This is a genomic window from Adhaeribacter sp., assembly GCF_057359045.1.
The window spans coordinates 1-16,387 of record NZ_JBMQUD010000085.1 but is presented as its reverse complement, the minus strand read 5'-3'; the positions used below and the strand labels follow the sequence as shown (position 1 = coordinate 16,387).

14 protein-coding genes and 1 pseudogene are annotated in these 16,387 nt (G+C 44.1%); 7 read left to right on the top strand and 8 right to left on the bottom strand.

Going from position 1 to position 16,387, the window contains the following annotated elements:
- From ACO1R6_RS13445 to ACO1R6_RS13435, 3 genes are all read left to right on the top strand, one after another.
- On the top strand, positions 1–204 hold a 204-nt coding region (locus ACO1R6_RS13445; RefSeq protein WP_486265376.1), incomplete at its 5' end, for a hypothetical protein.
- Positions 201–1,541: a vanadium-dependent haloperoxidase gene (locus ACO1R6_RS13440; RefSeq protein ID WP_486265375.1), complete on the top strand. Its 1,341-nt coding sequence runs from the start codon at positions 201–203 to the stop codon at positions 1,539–1,541. The genes ACO1R6_RS13445 and ACO1R6_RS13440, both read left to right, overlap by 4 nt.
- Positions 1,542–1,744: 203 nt before the next feature.
- Positions 1,745–2,266: a hypothetical protein gene (locus ACO1R6_RS13435; RefSeq protein WP_486265374.1), complete on the top strand. Its 522-nt coding sequence runs from the start codon at positions 1,745–1,747 to the stop codon at positions 2,264–2,266.
- Between the two features lie 8 nt (positions 2,267–2,274).
- Here ACO1R6_RS13435 and ACO1R6_RS13430 read toward each other — a convergent pair whose 3' ends face one another.
- The 3 genes from ACO1R6_RS13430 to crtD all read right to left on the bottom strand — a co-directional run bounded on the left by ACO1R6_RS13430 (position 2,275) and on the right by crtD (position 5,391).
- Positions 2,275–3,198 (bottom strand): DNA adenine methylase, encoded by a 924-nt coding sequence (locus ACO1R6_RS13430; RefSeq protein WP_486265373.1) that lies wholly within the window; start codon positions 3,196–3,198, stop codon positions 2,275–2,277.
- A gap of 88 nt (positions 3,199–3,286) precedes the next feature.
- A complete protein-coding gene (locus tag ACO1R6_RS13425; RefSeq protein ID WP_486265372.1) occupies positions 3,287–3,919 on the bottom strand; it encodes a carotenoid biosynthesis protein in 633 nt (210 codons plus the stop codon).
- Positions 3,916–5,391: a 1-hydroxycarotenoid 3,4-desaturase CrtD gene (gene crtD / locus ACO1R6_RS13420; protein WP_486265371.1), complete on the bottom strand. Its 1,476-nt coding sequence runs from the start codon at positions 5,389–5,391 to the stop codon at positions 3,916–3,918. Before crtD ends, ACO1R6_RS13425 begins: the two co-directional genes overlap by 4 nt.
- Positions 5,392–5,529: 138 nt before the next feature.
- On the opposite strand from crtD, the gene ACO1R6_RS13415 reads away from it, so the two are divergent.
- The 3 genes from ACO1R6_RS13415 to ACO1R6_RS13405 all read left to right on the top strand — a co-directional run bounded on the left by ACO1R6_RS13415 (position 5,530) and on the right by ACO1R6_RS13405 (position 9,513).
- Positions 5,530–6,270, top strand: coding sequence for a hypothetical protein (locus ACO1R6_RS13415; RefSeq protein ID WP_486265370.1), 741 nt, complete (start codon positions 5,530–5,532; stop codon positions 6,268–6,270).
- 173 nt (positions 6,271–6,443) lie between these two features.
- A complete protein-coding gene (locus ACO1R6_RS13410) occupies positions 6,444–9,008 on the top strand; it encodes a family 20 glycosylhydrolase (protein ID WP_486265369.1) in 2,565 nt (854 codons plus the stop codon).
- Between the two features lie 214 nt (positions 9,009–9,222).
- On the top strand, positions 9,223–9,513 hold the full coding sequence (locus ACO1R6_RS13405) for a hypothetical protein (protein WP_486265368.1): 291 nt from the start codon (positions 9,223–9,225) through the stop codon (positions 9,511–9,513).
- On the opposite strand, the gene ACO1R6_RS13400 is transcribed toward ACO1R6_RS13405, so the two are convergent.
- The 5 genes from ACO1R6_RS13400 to rbfA form a co-directional block, all read right to left on the bottom strand.
- On the bottom strand, positions 9,503–9,955 hold the full coding sequence (locus ACO1R6_RS13400) for an SRPBCC family protein (protein ID WP_486265367.1): 453 nt from the start codon (positions 9,953–9,955) through the stop codon (positions 9,503–9,505). The two genes, ACO1R6_RS13405 and ACO1R6_RS13400, sit on opposite strands and share 11 nt — an antisense overlap.
- Before the next feature lie 152 nt (positions 9,956–10,107).
- A complete protein-coding gene (locus tag ACO1R6_RS13395) occupies positions 10,108–13,056 on the bottom strand; it encodes a DEAD/DEAH box helicase (RefSeq protein WP_486265366.1) in 2,949 nt (982 codons plus the stop codon).
- Between the two features lie 193 nt (positions 13,057–13,249).
- A complete protein-coding gene (locus tag ACO1R6_RS13390; RefSeq protein WP_486265365.1) occupies positions 13,250–14,479 on the bottom strand; it encodes an FtsX-like permease family protein in 1,230 nt (409 codons plus the stop codon).
- Between the two features lie 254 nt (positions 14,480–14,733).
- Positions 14,734–15,546, bottom strand: coding sequence for a class I SAM-dependent methyltransferase (locus ACO1R6_RS13385; RefSeq protein ID WP_486265364.1), 813 nt, complete (start codon positions 15,544–15,546; stop codon positions 14,734–14,736).
- A 12-nt stretch (positions 15,547–15,558) separates the two neighbouring features.
- Complete coding sequence (gene rbfA / locus ACO1R6_RS13380) at positions 15,559–15,954, bottom strand: 30S ribosome-binding factor RbfA (protein WP_486265363.1); 396 nt, start codon at positions 15,952–15,954, stop codon at positions 15,559–15,561.
- Positions 15,955–16,100: 146 nt separating this feature from the next.
- Here rbfA and ACO1R6_RS13375 point away from each other — a divergent pair.
- Positions 16,101–16,387 (top strand): annotated as a pseudogene (locus ACO1R6_RS13375) (hypothetical protein); the annotation flags it as partial.

Below are 16,387 nucleotides of genomic sequence, written 5' to 3'. Positions count from 1 at the left end.
GCGCGGCTGCGGTTTGGCAAGTACGATGCTAATTACGGCGTGTTGCTGCAGGGCGATGGTAAAGGCCGCTTTAACTATGTACCGCCGGTGCAGGCCGGATTAAACCTGCCGGGCGATGTACGCAGCATTATGCAGCTAAACGATACCTGGCTGCTGGGCAGCAACCAACAACCTATCCGCGCCCTTAAGGTGAATAAAAAATGAAAAACATACTTATCTTCTTCCTGCTGCTGCTACTTTTTGCTTGCCAGCCGGAAAAATCAGGCGAAAAAATTAAATTCAACAGCGAGCACATAAGTACGGTTATATCCCACATGACCGACCTGATGATTAACGATGTTACCAATCCGCCTTTGGCTGCTCGTTTTTTCTCTTATGCCTGTCTGGCCGGGTACGAAGTGGTGGCGCAAAACGATAGTACTTACGGCAGCATGCATGGGGTGCTGAATAAATATCCAATAATTCAAAAGCCAGCCGTTGCCGGTTATAATTACCATTTAAGTTCGATCCTGGCTATGCTGGAAACAGCTAAAAAAATGCAGCCCTCCGGCCCCTTACTAGATAAGTATGAGCAAAAATTTCTAGATTCCTGCCGGCGAGAAGGTATTCCGGAAGAAGTAATAACCAACTCGCTGATTTATGCCCAGGAAATCAGTAAAAATATGCTGGCCTACGCCAAATCCGACAAATACAACCGCATTAGTAATTACCCCCGCTATTCACCGGCCAAGGAAGAAGGCAACTGGTACCCAACTCCACCGGGCTTCTTCGCGCCAGTAGAACCTTATTTTAATACAATCCGCGCCTTTACCCTCGATACTTGCATCCAGTTTAAGCCTGTGCCACCCGTAGCTTTTTCAAAAGATAAAAATTCGGATTTTTACCAACTGTTGCACAATGTTTACCAGGAAGGCAAAAACTTACCCCAAGAACACCGCGAGATTGCAGCTTTCTGGGATTGTAATCCATTTGCCTTACAAGACAACGGTCACCTGATGGTAGGTATGAAAAAAATATCGCCGGGAGCGCATTGGTTGGGCATTACCGGCATTGCCTGTAAACAAGCCCGCGTAGATTTACCAAAAGCCATGCAAATTAACACCTTAGTAGCTATTTCGCTGATGGATGGTTTCTTAGCCTGTTGGGACGAAAAATTCCGGAGTAACCGTATTCGTCCGGAAACGGCTATCCGGCGTTATATTGATCCTAGCTGGAAGCCTTTGTTGCAAACCCCACCGTTTCCGGAATATTTAAGCGGACATTCTACTATCTCTTCGGCCGCTGCTGTAGTTCTAACCCATTATTTTGGCGATAATTTTAAATACACCGATACGGTAGAACAACGTTTTGGCTTAGGTACCCGCCGATTTAATTCATTTCAGGAAGCGGCTATTGAAGCGGGTGTTTCGCGTTTTTACGGCGGTATTCACTTTATGGATGCCATAGACAATGGCCGTAAGCAAGGTTTGGCAGTAGGCAATTGGGTCCTACAAAAAACCGCCAATCGCCCCAAAGTTGTTGCTTCCATTACTAAAAAATAAGCAGCATTCTTACAATTAAATCAAACACAATATTTTGCTCTTGCTTGCTGATGAGTTTTAAGTACCAAGCCGCTACACTATAAATAGCAAGAGAGTAAGCTTCGGCTCCGTTTTTTTCTCTCCGGCCAGCAACACTTTCCTAGTTTATTTTATCTCATAAAGGTTTTTGTTCGTATATTTTAATTTACTTACTACTTAAATTAATGGCAAACTTCCGGCAATATAGCATGCAGGCCGCAAGCGCCGTAGCCTTGCAAGCAGCCCAAGAACTGGAAGCATATTTGCGCCATAAACCAGAAACCGTAGAAGTACTAAATGTAGAAGATGACCCAGTTTGCCGCGAACAGGATATTGACCTTATCTGGACATTTTACCGCCCCAACGGAGAACTTTGCGCCCGCACCATTGAAATAAAAGGCGATCGTTACTACCACACTGGTAATTATTTCCTGGAAACCATCAGCAACGAAGTTAAAAACACACCTGGGTGCTTTATGTACACCACCGCCGATTATATTTTTTATTACTTCCTCGACGAGAAGGAGCTACACGTATTGCCCATGCCGGTTACCCGTAACTGGTTTTGGCAGCATTTAACAGAATTTCAGGAGAAAAAAACCTCTACTCCGGTTGGTAAGCACAAATCTTACGTTACGGTGGGCCGGTTAGTACCCCGTACCCGGTTAATAAAAGAAGTACCCGGTATAAAAATTATTCGGTTGTAAAGGAGTTACTAAATATTGGTATCGTTCGAAATTAATAGTTCGGATATTTCACCGCGGGCCAAGCCGTTGGAATTAATGGCTCGTTTGGCCTTTACCCGTTCTACCGTATACGCCCCGTACAAAGTATCGAAAAAATTATTTGCCTGCGGTGTAGCGGCAGTATCAGAATTACTGAGCACAAAATAACCACCGGCGGCGTGCACCTGGTCACAGTAGGCTTTTAGCCGCACCTGATCCTCATCGCGAAAACCTTCTTTGGCGTAAGTGTTAAAAGACGCTGTGCTGCTCAACGGCTTGTAAGGCGGATCGAGGTAAACCAAAGTGTTTTTAAATAAATACTTTTCGGTTTGGGTAAAATCACCGGCAATAATTTCGGTGTTCTGCAACGCTGCACTGTCAGCCAGAATTACATCCTGGTTACAAATATTGGGATTTTTATACCGGCCAAAAGGCACGTTAAAATAGCCTTTGGCATTAACCCGGTACAAGCCATTAAAGCAAGTTTTATTTAAAAAAAGCAATAAAGCACTTTTCCGGACAGCACCTGCCGCTAATTGGTTATACTCGGTTCGCCTGGCCAGGAAAAATTCTTTTCTTTCTTCTTCGGCAGGATAAGAAAAATAAGCTAGTTCCAATTCTTTTAACGCAGCAATTAAAACTTGCGGCTGATCCCGGATAATTAAATACAGGTTAATTAAATCGTGGTTAACATCGCTGATAACGGCTTTCTGAATAAAACCGGAGTAGTTGCGGAGCAAAAAAAATAGAACTGCGCCACTGCCAATAAAAGGCTCTAGGTACACTACTGGCTCGCGGCTTTGCAAAAAAGGCTTTACTTTATGCTCGATGGCACTTAAAAGCTGGGTTTTACCGCCCGCCCATTTTAAGAAAGGTTTTGCGGCAATATTTTTTCCGGGGATACCTGTAGTCATTAATATTTATTTCTGGGCACAAAGGTAATCAGGAAATATTTTGCGTGGATTTAAAAATAAGTGCAGACCCAATTACCCGAGCAGCCCTTTACAGCACCAGGTTTAAGCCGATAAAAAACAGGAACTGCACGCCCAGAACAAAGGGTGCAAAAGCATTGGTTTTATTAAAAGAAACTTTCTGAAATAATACGTGCAGCAAAAAAGCCACGCCTAACCAACCCCAATAATTACTGGCCGGTATTTGGTAATCTTGCCAGGTCCAGTAATCGAGTACGGCTGCTACCGGTTCAATAAACATATCCAGCAGCACCATTAGGCATGCGGCCAAAGCGGCTTTAGCGAGCCAGGGCACCGCCAGTGGCTGCACCAAAATGCCGGTGCAGTAAACCAACATCAGCCAGTTAAGCGCAATTATTAACGGAATATTCCATAACTTAAAACTTAAGCCATGGCCATAATTGTAATTACCAAACAGCAAACCGGTATGCACCCCAATTACTTCTGCAAAAAAACCGACCAGCAAAACTATTATGGCAAATAAAGCAAAAGCCGCGTTCCAGGTCTTATGAAAGCTAAACAGCAGCAAATTAGTAAGCACTAAATTCAGCGCCGACAAAGCCCTGAACCACTCGGGATGGGCGCTAAAGGCCAAACCATAAAAACCAACCGCATGAAAAATAATTAATACCGAAACTGTTAAAACTAATCTTTTATTTCTCATGCAGTACGGGTGTTGGGCACTAAGTCGCTTACTATTTTGGCCGACAGCAAGCACAACGGGATACCGCCCCCTGGGTGCACACTGCCGCCGCAAAAGTAAAGCCCTTTTAGGTTAGATGTAAAATTAGGATGCCTTAAAAAAGCGGCCATCCGGTTATTAGAAGAACTTCCGTACAAAGCACCGGCAAACGAGAAAGTATCAGCTTCTATGCCCCGCGGGTCCCAAATGCGTTCTACGGAGATTAAATCGTTTAAAGCCACGCCCAATATTTTAGAAAGCTTTTGCACTACGGCACGCCGGGTTAACTGAATTAATTTATCCCAATCCTGGCCTTGGTTGTGCGGCACGTTTACCATTACAAACCAATTTTCGTGGCCGGGCGGCGCATCGGCTGGGGTATATTTAGAGGTAATATTTACATATACGGTTGGGCCCTGACTTATATCTTTCTCCCGGAATATTTGGTTAAACTCCTGCTGGTAATTTTCGCTAAAGAATATATTGTGCAGGTGCAACTCCGGAAAACTTTGCCGGATACCCCAGTAATAAATAAGGGCTGAGCTGGACCGGGGCTGCTGCAAGGTTTTTTCGGGTGCTTTTACCTGGGGCAATAATTGCCGGTAGGTGGGCACCACATCCATATTACTTACTACTAAATCAAAATTGTACGTTCCTTTACCTGTCCGGAGGCCGCTGGCTTTTGGGCCGGAAGTTAAAATTTCGGCTACCGGCTCGTTATACCGGAAAACCACGCCCAACTCGCCGGCCAATTTTACCAGGCTGGCCGCAATGCTGTAAATGCCACCCTCGGGGTAAAAAGCGCCAATATTATGTTCCAGGTGCGGAATAATATTTAAAGTTGCCGGCGCCTGGTAAGGGTCGGAGCCGTTGTAGGTAGCAAACCGGTCCAGCAATTGTACCATGCGGCTATCGGTAAAAGCCTGGGCATTGGCAGCATGCATGGTAGAAGTTAGGCCTAAATCGGGTAAGACCGACAAAGTTTTTAATACATCGGTACTTAAATAAGTAGTTGCTTTGTGCAACGATTTTTGTAAAAAGGTAGGTGCCGTAGCTTCGTACATGCGGGCGCTTTTGGCCAGGTAGCTTTTTACGGTATTAGCGGGTATACCCAAAACCTGTTCTGCCTCGGTGGCAAATTTATCGGGTTGGGCATAAGCCGTTAAGCGGGTACCATCGGAGAAAAAATATTTGGTAATAATATCCAGCCGTTGGTACCGGAAGTAATCAGTTGGGTTACGGCCCGCCAACGTAAATAATTCGTCGACCAGGTGGGGCATGGTAAACAACGAGGGGCCCATATCAAACCGGTAACCATCCAAATCAAACTGCTTCATTTTACCGCCAAAAGTAGCGCTGGCCTCAAATACCGTAACGCCATAGCCTTTTACCGCCAACCGGATTGCTGCCGCTATACCGCCAATACCCGAACCAATAATGCCTGCTTTTTTCACGCGCCCAAACTACAGAAATTAAACTTTTGGTGAGATAACCGCAAAAAGTTTAAATGGTTTTGCTTTTTATTTTAAACCAGTTACAAATTTATTATTAAATTAAAGGAGCAAATTATACAAAACCTCTAAAAACACCTCATGAAAAAACATCTACTGCTCTTTCTGTGCCTGGGCTTTTGCCTTACCGTTCACTGCAGCCAGGCTCAATCTGCCGAACCAGAAACAGAATTAACGTTTAAAAGCTCTTTAATTAATTTAAAAAAATTAACCTTTAAATCGGTAGAGAAGGGCGTCCGGAAAATTTATACCCACATAAAATTTAAGGAGCTTACCCGCGAACACCACCAGGTAGCTATTTTACCCATCGAGATTATAATTGACAAAGACGAGCTTTACCACACACCCTGGCAGGAAATAAACCACCGGGCTTTTGTTGAAGCCCAAAACGCCTACCCCATTATGTTTGCTTCGCTGCAAAAAGAAAAAGTTTTTAACCATTACAACATCAACTTCCAGGATATATCTATTACCCGCCGCATACTGGCCGAGCATAATTATACGCCCGCTATTCTTAAAACCACTCCGCCCACTAAATTAGCCGCTTTGCTGGGCGTAGATGCCATTATTACCTGTAGCATTGTGCGGGAAGAAAAACTGGTAGCCGAAGCAAAAGCCCGGGATAATTTCCGGCGGTCTAAAGGTTTGGTAGGTCCCAGCGCCGGCACCGCCACCGTACACATTTACGACGGCAAAAACAACGAACTCCTCTGGCAGTTTGAGCGCCTGCTTACCGCTGGTTTGGGCAATAATTTCGACGAGACCATGGTAAACTTAAGTAACCGCCTGGCCATGGCTTTTCCGTATTTCAAGCCGTTGTAAGCTAACGCTCGGTGGCGATAAAAACTATTCCGGAACGCTTAGCCACTGGTTTTGCTTTTAATACAGGCTTTACCTATCTGGCAGCTATCAGCTAAAAGAAAAGGATAAATTCGAATTTAAACCTGTTTTTTCGCTAATTTGTCGTTAAAATTAACTTTTCTTAAGTTACCGGAATGAAAAGACTCGCTTTAAGTGCCATATTTATTTGCCAGATTTTCTTTAACGCCTCCTGCTCTGAGGTAACCAGAGAAAAAGAAGCCAATACCAGTGCTGATACCGAAACCGCTACCGAAGCAAAAGGCTTTACTTTAACCATAACCCTGCCCCAACCTACTTCTGAGAACCAGAAAAATACCCGAGCTACTTTTACGCTTACCAACAGCAGCGCCGAAGCCCTACCGGCCACCGGCTGGAAATTATTTTTTAACGGCAGCCGCATAAAAGCTGAAAACGAGCAAATTGCCAGCGTTAAACAATATAACGGCGACCTGCATTATTTAACCCCTGGTCCAGCGTTTAAACCCATTGCCGCTGGCCAATCGGCTAAAATAGAAGTAACCGGCCGAGTCATAAGAAATATTACCGATTTCCCGTCAGGTTTTTATTTGGTTTATGATAAAGCGCCTGCCCAAGGAATACCGGTAGCCTTAGAAGTTAAAACCGATACGTATTTTCTTAAATCAGACCAGATATTAGCCGCCAAAATTTACGACCAAAATGCCAAGATAAAAGACATTCCGGCTGAGCAGCTGAGCAGAATATTCCCGACGCCGGTTTCGTACGTACCCCAAGGCGACGCCTTTACTTTTACCAAAGATGTAACTATTGTAGCAGATAACGAATTTAAACCAGCGGCTACTTTACTGGCCGAAAACTTAGCGGGTGTTATTGGTACCAAACCGGCTATGCAAAACCAGGCTACGGGCAAAGCCATTATTTTAAAAAGAAAAGTCGGCTTAGCTCCCGAAGCATACGAATTAACGGTAACTGCCAATCAAATAATTATTTCGGCTTCGGCACCTGCGGGCGCCTTTTACGGTACCCAATCGCTTAAAACTATGTTGCCCGCAGCGGCCTCCGGCAACCCGGTGCAAATACCTGGCTTAGAAGTAAAAGATGCACCCCGTTTTGGCTACCGCGGTTTTCTGATGGATGTAGCCCGTAATTTCCAAACCAAAGAACAAGTGCTAAAGGTATTGGATGTAATGGCCTTGTATAAAATGAATGTTTTTCATTTCCATTTCAGCGACGATGAAGGCTGGCGCGTAGAAATACCATCTTTACCCGAACTAACCACCGTAGGCGCTACCCGGGCCCACACCACCGATTACCAAACCAGCATTTCTCCTTCTTATGGTTCTGGACCCAATGCTCAAAATACCACCGGCACCGGTTATTACAGCAAAGCCGATTTTGTAGAAATATTAAAATATGCCCGCGACCGCCACATTGAGGTTATTCCTGAAATAGAATCGCCGGGACATGCCCGTGCCGCCATAAAAGCCATGGATGCCCGCTATAAGCGTTTAGCCCAAGCCGGCGATAAAGCCGAAGCAGAACGCTATTTATTGCGCGACTTAAACGATAAATCGGTTTACCGATCGGTGCAAGGTTGGAACGATAACGTAATGGATGTGGCCAAACCCGCTACTTACGCTTTTCTGGAAAGGGTAGTAGACGATTTACGGGCGATGTACCAGGAAGCCAATGCGCCTTTGCGCACCATTCATTTTGGTGGCGATGAAGTACCAGCCGGGGTCTGGGAGAAATCGCCGGCGGTGCAACAATTAATAAGCAAAAATACCGAAGTTAAAACCACCGACGATTTATGGTATTATTATTTTGGTAAAATAAACCAGATGCTCAAAGCGCGTAATTTATTTTTATCGGGTTGGGAAGAAATCGGGTTGAAGAAAGTAAAACAAAATGGCCGCGCAACCTGGGTTACCAATCCTGCTTTTGCTAACCAGAATTTCCGGGTAAATGTCTGGAAAAACAGCCCTGGCTCCGGTGCCGAAGATTTGGCTTACCGCATGGCCAATGCCGGCTACAAAGTTATTTTAACCGGTGTTACGCACTTGTATTTAGACCTGGCTTATAATACTGCTTCTACCGAATCCGGGCAGTACTGGGGCGGTTACGTAGATATTGATAAACCTTTTTATTTTATTCCTTACAATTATTTAAAGAATTTAAAAGAAGACGACCGCGGCAATCCGCTGAACCCCGCTACCATTAAAAGCCGCGAAGCTTTAACCGCAAAAGGCAAAGCCAATATTGTGGGCATGGAAGCACCGCTTTGGTCGGAGACTAACCGCTCGCCCGAACAGTTTGAATACAAAATGCTGCCTAAATTATTGGGAGTGGCCGAGCGGGCCTGGGCCAAAGATCCGCAGTGGGCCACGGAAGCAAATGCCGCTAAAAGCGAAGCCCTGTATAACCAGGCTTGGTCAGAATTTATTAATACGGTAGGTAAAAGAGAATTGCCCCGTTTAGACACCTATGCCGGTGGTTTCCAGTACCGGATTCCCACGGCAGGCGCTAAAGTTATAAACGGTAAGGTTGCGGCTAACGTACAATTTCCCGGATTTACCATCCGGTACACCACTAACGGTTCGGAGCCTACTGCCCAAAGTGCTGTTTATACCGAACCTATTCCGGCTACCGGCACCGTAAAGTTAAAAGTATTTAGCCCTAGTGGCCGGGCTGGGCAAACTGTAATTATTCAGAATAAATAAAACAGTATTTAAACACTAACCCGATTATTAACGCTTGTTTACTATCCGGAATAATTGATGCTTGATAACTCTATTTTTAAAAGTTATTTTAGCTTATATATCGTTTAGATTGAAATGTACCGTTAACTCAATAATATTTAAAATCAGTAGATTAACTTAGGAAAGTATTACATATTCTTTGTACGGCTTATTACTCTTGGTTTAAATAAGATACATGACTTTCGATAATTTTAAAGCTTCGCTTACCCAGGCTGCGCCGCCCAGCGGCTTAACAAAAGAGCTACAAGCCATGTGGTACGACGGCAAAGGCAATTGGCACCAGTCGCACGAAATTGCACAGGAAAAAAACACACCTACTCACTGCCTGATACACGCCTACCTGCACCGCAAAGAAGGCGACACCTGGAATGCTAATTATTGGTACCAACGGGCCGGCCGTAAAATGCCAAAAGTATCGTTAGAACAGGAGTGGGAAAATATTACCCAGGAGTTACTTAATGCGTAATATTTTGCTTAAAGTATCGCCGGTAAATAGGTTTGCGGTAACTAAACTGCGCCCACATAAACGGGTACAAAAGTAAATCAAATAAAAAAGAGGCCGTTCGGTACTGAATTAAATCACTGATAATGGCTCCGCCCTGGGGGTGTTTGGTTACTACATGCCGGTGTTGCCAAAACCGCAAAGGCCACGGCAATTGTTGCCCCTGATCTATAAAATAAGCTTCCTGCGCCGTTACTTTACTTTCGGTAATTAGGCTAGTCCAGGTTTGCTTCAGCCCCAGAATATTCATCTGGATAGCTACTATATCGTTTGGCTGGCTACCATCAAAGCGCAGTAATTTAACTTTCGGGAAAGGCGGCGCTAATTTTAGAAACAGGTCTTGGTTAAAGCCATTAAATACCGTCAGAAAATCTTGTTGTACATGGGTATGGAGGGCAATCTTCACGTATTTTGTTTAGTTCTGTTGCTCCTTAATAACCGAACAGCCCGTAAAAAGTTAAATATTCTTTAACTACGCTATTACAAAATACTCGATTTGCTACAAAATATTGCAGACAACCTTCACAACCGCAGAATATTAGCAGATATTTCAGTTTTCTACGACAGCAGATTTTCAATATCGGCTTTGGTTAAATTTTTAATTACGCTTTCGTCGGTAGAAATAAGGTCGGTTACGAGCTGAAGCTTTTTGTTTTGCAGGGCCAGAATTTTTTCTTCTACGGTATCTTTAGAAATAAACTTGTAGGTAAATACGGTTTTCTGCTGCCCGATGCGGTGTGCGCGGTCTACGGCCTGGGCTTCTATAGCCGGATTCCACCAGGGGTCCAGGATAAACACGTAATCGGCGGCTGTTAAATTTAAACCCACACCGCCAGCTTTTAAAGAAATCAAAAATACCCGGATACTTTCATCTTGCTGGAAACGCTCTACCTGCTGCTGCCGGTTTTTGGTATTGCCATCGAGGTAAGTATACGTGATATGGCGCTCATCCAGGGCAGCCCGTACAATATCCAGGTGCTTCACAAACTGACTAAATATTAAAACTTTGTGCCCCTTTGCTACCACATTCCGGATCATCCGGAGTATTTCTTTCATTTTACCCGATTCGCCTTCGTAGTTCTCATCGGCTAAACGCGGGTGATTGGCAATCTGCCGTAGCTTCATCAGGCCCTGCAACAGCATAAATTGGGTATTAACGGCACCCTGCTCTTCCAGGCCTTTTAATATTTTATTCCGGTAAAAAGATTTGGTCTCTTCGTAAGCCTGCTCCTGCTCTTCGGTCATTTTGCAATAGGTAACCTGCTCTATTTTTTCGGGCAGCTCTTTGGCTACCTGTGATTTGTGCCGGCGCAAAATAAACGGTTTTATGAGCGAGTGTAGCTTTTTGGTTTTTACCTCGTCTTTTTCTTTTTCGATGGGCTTTAAAAATTCTTCTTTAAAGAAATGCTGGTTGCCTAGTAAACCCGGATTGATAAACGACATCTGCGACCATAAATCCATGGTGCTGTTCTCGACGGGCGTACCGGTTAAAATAAGTTTGTGCTTAGATTTAAGTTCTCTTACCGCCAAAGAGGTATTAGAACCCGGATTTTTAATTGACTGCGACTCGTCGAGAATAATATAATCGAATAAATAATTCTTGAGCAATTCTTTATCTAAACGCACAATGCCGTACGAGCTTAAAACCAGGTCGTAATGCTTAAACTGGGCAACCGTTTTGTCGCGGTAAGTGCCGGTATAATTTAAAATGCGCAGGCCGGGCGTAAAGCGTTGCGCTTCGTTTACCCAGTTGTAAATAAGTGAGGTAGGCATAACCAGCAACGAGGCACTCTGAGCACCGTTTTCTTTCTGGTACTGCAGCATCGCCAGTGTTTGTACGGTTTTACCCAAACCCATATCATCGGCCAGGCAGCCTCCAAATTTATAGTCTTTTACAAAGTGCAGCCAATTATAACCCGCCTTTTGGTAAGGGCGCAGTTCGCCTTTAAAGCCAACGGGCAAAGGTTTATCTTCAATGGTTTCGAACTCGCGCAGCTTCTCCAGTTTGCGACTCATGGTTACCACGGCCAGGTTGCCGTTTTGCAAATCGTTAACCAGGGCCATGTGGTGTTTGCGCAGGGTCAGTTCGGTATCGTCGCCGTCAGAGAACGCAAATAATTCAATATATTGGGTAAACCACTCCTCCGGAATAATGGCAATCTGGCCGTTGGGGAGCTTAAATTCGTTTTTACGGTTTAAAATATAATGCTTCAGCTTAATAAATGGCACCTCAAATTCGCCAAAATGCACGGTACCGTAAATATCAAACCAATCGGTATTTTCCCGGATGCCTACACTTACTTTTACTTCGCCAATAAAATAATTTTTGTTGGAACCGTTAAGCTGTTTAATAACAAACCCTTGCTCCTGCAATTCTTGCGCGTGAGTACCCAACCAGGCAAAAGCCAGGCTCTTATCTAAGTAAGCTTTGCCGTTTTTTACTTCCAGCGCGCGTTTAGAAAGTTCTTTTATGTATTCCTTTTCGTGATCGATGTTGCGGATAAGCCGGTGAAACACGTAAGACTCAGGCGTTTTTTCCAGGCTTACGCTTACCTTTTTTATGTCTTGGGTAGATACCGTGTGTTCGCCGTACTTAAACGACAGGTGAAAAAGAATTTTGCCGCTACTGCCGTTTTTATTTAACCCGCTGCTATTGAGCTGGCCATTGCCGTTTACAAAAAGCTGCGGGGTATTTTCGTTTTCTACAATCTCCGAAAAAGTTAAACAAGGACTGGGGTCGTGTTTTTCTGACCGAATATCAAAACCTTTGGCGTATACATCAAACTGCTCTACCAATGGGGCCACAAATTTTTCGTAGTAGGCTTCTTCTACCTTACGCGGAATTAAAATAAATTTTTTATTCAGAAAAGGCTGCAGTTTTTTACCGTCTACTTCTTTCTGAAAACTATATAGCACGCTATCCAGCAGTAACCAAGCCGGGTCGTTGCAAACCAAAACAGCATCTTTGTACTGGAACTCCAGCTTTTCGCCGGCATATTTTATGGTCGGGAAATAATGGGTATTATCGTCGTTGCGACGGAAATGAAAAAGAATGCTGGCTTTTTCGGGCGCCATTTTTATTTCTTTCCAGGTAGGTTCACCGTCTTTACCCATTATAAAAACGTGTCTGTCGTGGCGCAGCAATTCTAAAATTTTGGCCATGCGCCCTTGCACGTATCGGCAAATGGTGTCTTGTAATACCTTGTCGCCTTTATCGGGGTCGAAGGTTTTCAGAAAAAAATCGGTTACAGTGGTTTTTTTCGTAGAAAACTTTTTTACGATTGCTTCCTGCTGCATCTGGTCGATGAGCGCGATAAGCTTAAAATCGGTAGCATCGAGCCGGGCCGAAAACTCTTCGGCATTTTTAGCTGATATATTCTGGTGCTGGAGCGTAAGTTGTTGGCGCGAATTTACCTGCACCACAAAAGATTCAAATAAATACCCCAGGTATTCGTGCGCAAACAGCGAATAAACGATCTGAAACGGCTGCGTTGTGAATACTTTCATGGGTTCTGGAAATATCAGACCTCCAAATTAACATTTTTCTTTAAAAAAAAGCCTTTTCACCTATTATATTTTAATCAAAAAGAATATTTAGGTAAAAAATTTAAAGAAATAAATAGTATTCTTTGAATATTTGCTTATACAATCTGTGGTTAATACTTACCTGTCGTCGCTCGGAGATTGCGCTAAAAGGTTTTTAGAGCGTGGTTTTAGGATCTACAGACGCCGCTTTAATAGCTGGCCGGATAGAAACCAGAATGGTAATTACAACTATGGTAAGGCCGGTAAGTAAAAAATCCGATACATTCATTTTAACCGGGTAAGCATCTACCAAGGCGGTAGCCATCCCCATAGATATTATGCCGTAGGTTTGCTGCACCCAGCAAATTAACAACCCGGTTAATAAGCCTAAAATGGCACCAATTACGGCCACAATACCGCCTTCGGCTAAAAATATATTCCGGATTAAAACCGGGCTGGCACCCATGGCGGCCAAAATAGAAATATCTTTTTTCTTATCGATAACTAACATGGATAGCGAAAAGAAAATATTAATAGAGGCAATTAATAAAATAAAGGCAAAGGTTATAAACACGAACATCTTCTCTACTTTTACCGCCCGCAGCAAACTCAGGTGTTGCTGGTCGGAGTTGAGCACCTTAAAATCGGGTCCTAACAGTTGCTGCAACTGCTGCTGTACCCGGTTTACCGAAGCCGATGGTTGTACCTTAATTTCCAAAGAGGTGCGTTTGTTGCCGTACTCCATTAATTCCTCGGCAAAGGTTAACGGCACAAAAACGTAATTGTCGTCGTACTGTTTTTCTATTACAAATACGCCGCCCGCCAGAATAGATTTTTCGTTAAACGCATCTTCGGGGTCTAAGGAAAGCGAGGCTTTTTTGCGGTTTTTGGGGTATAACAATTGCATAGGCACAATTGCATTCTGCACCCGGATAGATAAATCGTACTGCACGCCGCGGCCAATTAAGGCATAGTTATAGCCATTGCGCCGCAGCCGGTAATCGCCTTCTATAACCGCCGAATCTATTTTGTTTTGCTGAAAAAAATTATTGCTGACGCCTTTTAGCTTAATTACTTTTTGCCGGTTTTCGTAGCGCAGCAAGGCATTGTCTTCTACTACTTCGGTTAGCAGGGCTATGTCGGGCATTTTCCGGATGCGCTCCAGAAAAGCAGCATTGGTCTCAAAAGATTTGCCTTTAACTGCCATAACGCGCAAATCCGGATCGAAACTGCCGTAGATGCTTCGGATTAAATCTTCGAGCCCGTTAAACACCGAGAGCACAATAATTAAAGCCGCTGACCCTACGGCCACGCCAATCATGGAAATATTGGATATAATGCTGATAATATTTCTTTTCTTTTTAGAACGGAAGTATCGTCTGGCAATAAGAAAAGGAACATTCATTTGATTTTATTCTATAATTACAAAGGTGGTAACAGCCAAATTGCTTAATCTGTAATTACCGCAGCAATATTTTTAATAATTTAGATTACGATCCTATAACTGATTTGCTGAATTTTGGTTTCTGGCACCAATGGATATTCGGTTTAAATCTGTAAATGAACGTACTGCTCCCGAAATTATTTAATAAAATGAGCAAAACTGGCCCAACCTAGCGCCACTTTTACCTGGTATTTTATTGTTCAGCAATATTTAACTTACTTCCAAGCTTTTACAATCAGGCCGGTGCCAGTGGGGTGATTTTGGTTCGCATCGAGCCAGTTAAGCACCAAACAAAAAGGGAAAACCACCAAATAATAAAACGGCAGCAGCACGAAAAAAGCCTTGGATTTACCCAGCATCAGGATAGGGTATTTCATAGATAAGCGCCACGATATTTGGCCGGGTTTGCCGTACGAGTACCGCGCCTGCACTTTGCTGAACCCAGCGGTCCGGAGTTTATCTTCAATTTCTTTAATGTTGTAGCCATCGCGTACGTGCTCTTCAATAAAAGAGCTTTCGTCGTCGTCGTGCACATCAGAGCCGCCCTGGTCGGAGGGGGTAGAAATGAGCAACATGCCGCCCGGCCGCAACGAAGCCTGAATATTCCGGAATACTTCTACATCTTCCAGAATATGCTCCATCACATCTACCGACAAAGCCAAATCGTAAGCATTGGACTGGCAAAAAGTCACCAAATCGGCTACCGCAAATTTCACTTGTCTCGAACGGCCAATCCGGGTAAAAAACTGGTTACTATCGGCCACCTGTTCTTCTTTTACATCTACGGCCAATATTTTCCAGCCCGAGCTCAGGCCCGATAAATAATAGGTATACTGGCCATAACCGGCACCGGCGTCCAGAATATGTATCGCTTTATCGTACCGGCCGGTGGCCCAGGCCCGTATTTCTTTGTGTACATGCCAGGTACGCAGCAAAAGCAAATCCAGCAGGTGATAGAAAAGGCGACGCAGAAAAGGAGTTTTATTAAACGTATTGCCTAATACGCGTTTAATCGGGTCGTACTGCATGTAAGGTAATCTTTATCGAATGCTATTGTCGTCGGTTTCGGCATCGTCTTCCTCGGCGGGCGGAATATCTAAACCGGAAATTATTTTATCCATGTGGGCAGCGTACTCAGCACTATCGTCGAGGTAAAAAATAAGCTCCGGAATTACCCGCACCTGGTTTTTAATGCGCTGGGCCAAAGCGTGCCGGATAGCTTTGGTATGCACCTTCACTTCCTGCAATACGTCGTGAGGCTGTTTAGCCAATAAAAGGCTCAGGTAAACCTTGGCTACGCCCAAGTCCGGCGACACCCGCACCGTGGTTATAGACACATAAGCCCCATTAAATAAATGTGATACATCGCGCTGAAAAACTTCGGCTAACTCTTTTTGTAAAACCCGGCTAAACTTTTGTTGTCGTTTACTTTCCATAGAAGCTGCAAATATCATATTATTTTCCCATTTTTACCTCTTTTAACCGGCTTTAGTTATGGCCGCTACAAAAGTGGCCCGGGCAGGCACCGGAATTTACTTAACGGTAAGTAAAAAATTACTGCCTACAAAAATTACACAACCTCTTGATTAGTTATTTTAAAGGAATATTACTGTCGCGGCTGCTGGTGCTGGTCCTGCTGTTTCTGGCTATCCGGGTGCCATTTATTTTGTTAAACCTGCCGGTTACCCTGCTGGAACTTAAGTTTTTTGTACTGGGCGAACGTCTGGCCGAAGGGGCTACCCTTTACGGTGAGGTTTACGACAACACGGCCCCGCTGGCCGCTTTTGTTTTTCAATTACTCGATGTAGCCTTTGGCCGCAACATTCTGGTGTATCGGTTATTGGCTTCGTTGCTGCTTTTTTTACAGGG

Excerpts from the sequence above, each read along its gene's own strand:
- ACO1R6_RS13440 (WP_486265375.1), top strand. The coding sequence starts at position 201 with ATGAAAAACATACTTATCTTCTTCCTGCTGCTGCTACTTTTTGCTTGC.
- ACO1R6_RS13405 (WP_486265368.1), top strand. The coding sequence starts at position 9,223 with ATGACTTTCGATAATTTTAAAGCTTCGCTTACCCAGGCTGCGCCGCCC.
- ACO1R6_RS13385 (WP_486265364.1), bottom strand. The coding sequence starts at position 15,546 with ATGCAGTACGACCCGATTAAACGCGTATTAGGCAATACGTTTAATAAA.
- ACO1R6_RS13410 (WP_486265369.1), top strand. The coding sequence starts at position 6,444 with ATGAAAAGACTCGCTTTAAGTGCCATATTTATTTGCCAGATTTTCTTT.
- ACO1R6_RS13435 (WP_486265374.1), top strand. The coding sequence starts at position 1,745 with ATGGCAAACTTCCGGCAATATAGCATGCAGGCCGCAAGCGCCGTAGCC.
- ACO1R6_RS13425 (WP_486265372.1), bottom strand. The coding sequence starts at position 3,919 with ATGAGAAATAAAAGATTAGTTTTAACAGTTTCGGTATTAATTATTTTT.
- ACO1R6_RS13390 (WP_486265365.1), bottom strand. The coding sequence starts at position 14,479 with ATGAATGTTCCTTTTCTTATTGCCAGACGATACTTCCGTTCTAAAAAG.
- rbfA (WP_486265363.1), bottom strand. The coding sequence starts at position 15,954 with ATGGAAAGTAAACGACAACAAAAGTTTAGCCGGGTTTTACAAAAAGAG.
- ACO1R6_RS13395 (WP_486265366.1), bottom strand. The coding sequence starts at position 13,056 with ATGAAAGTATTCACAACGCAGCCGTTTCAGATCGTTTATTCGCTGTTT.
- ACO1R6_RS13430 (WP_486265373.1), bottom strand. The coding sequence starts at position 3,198 with ATGACTACAGGTATCCCCGGAAAAAATATTGCCGCAAAACCTTTCTTA.
- ACO1R6_RS13415 (WP_486265370.1), top strand. The coding sequence starts at position 5,530 with ATGAAAAAACATCTACTGCTCTTTCTGTGCCTGGGCTTTTGCCTTACC.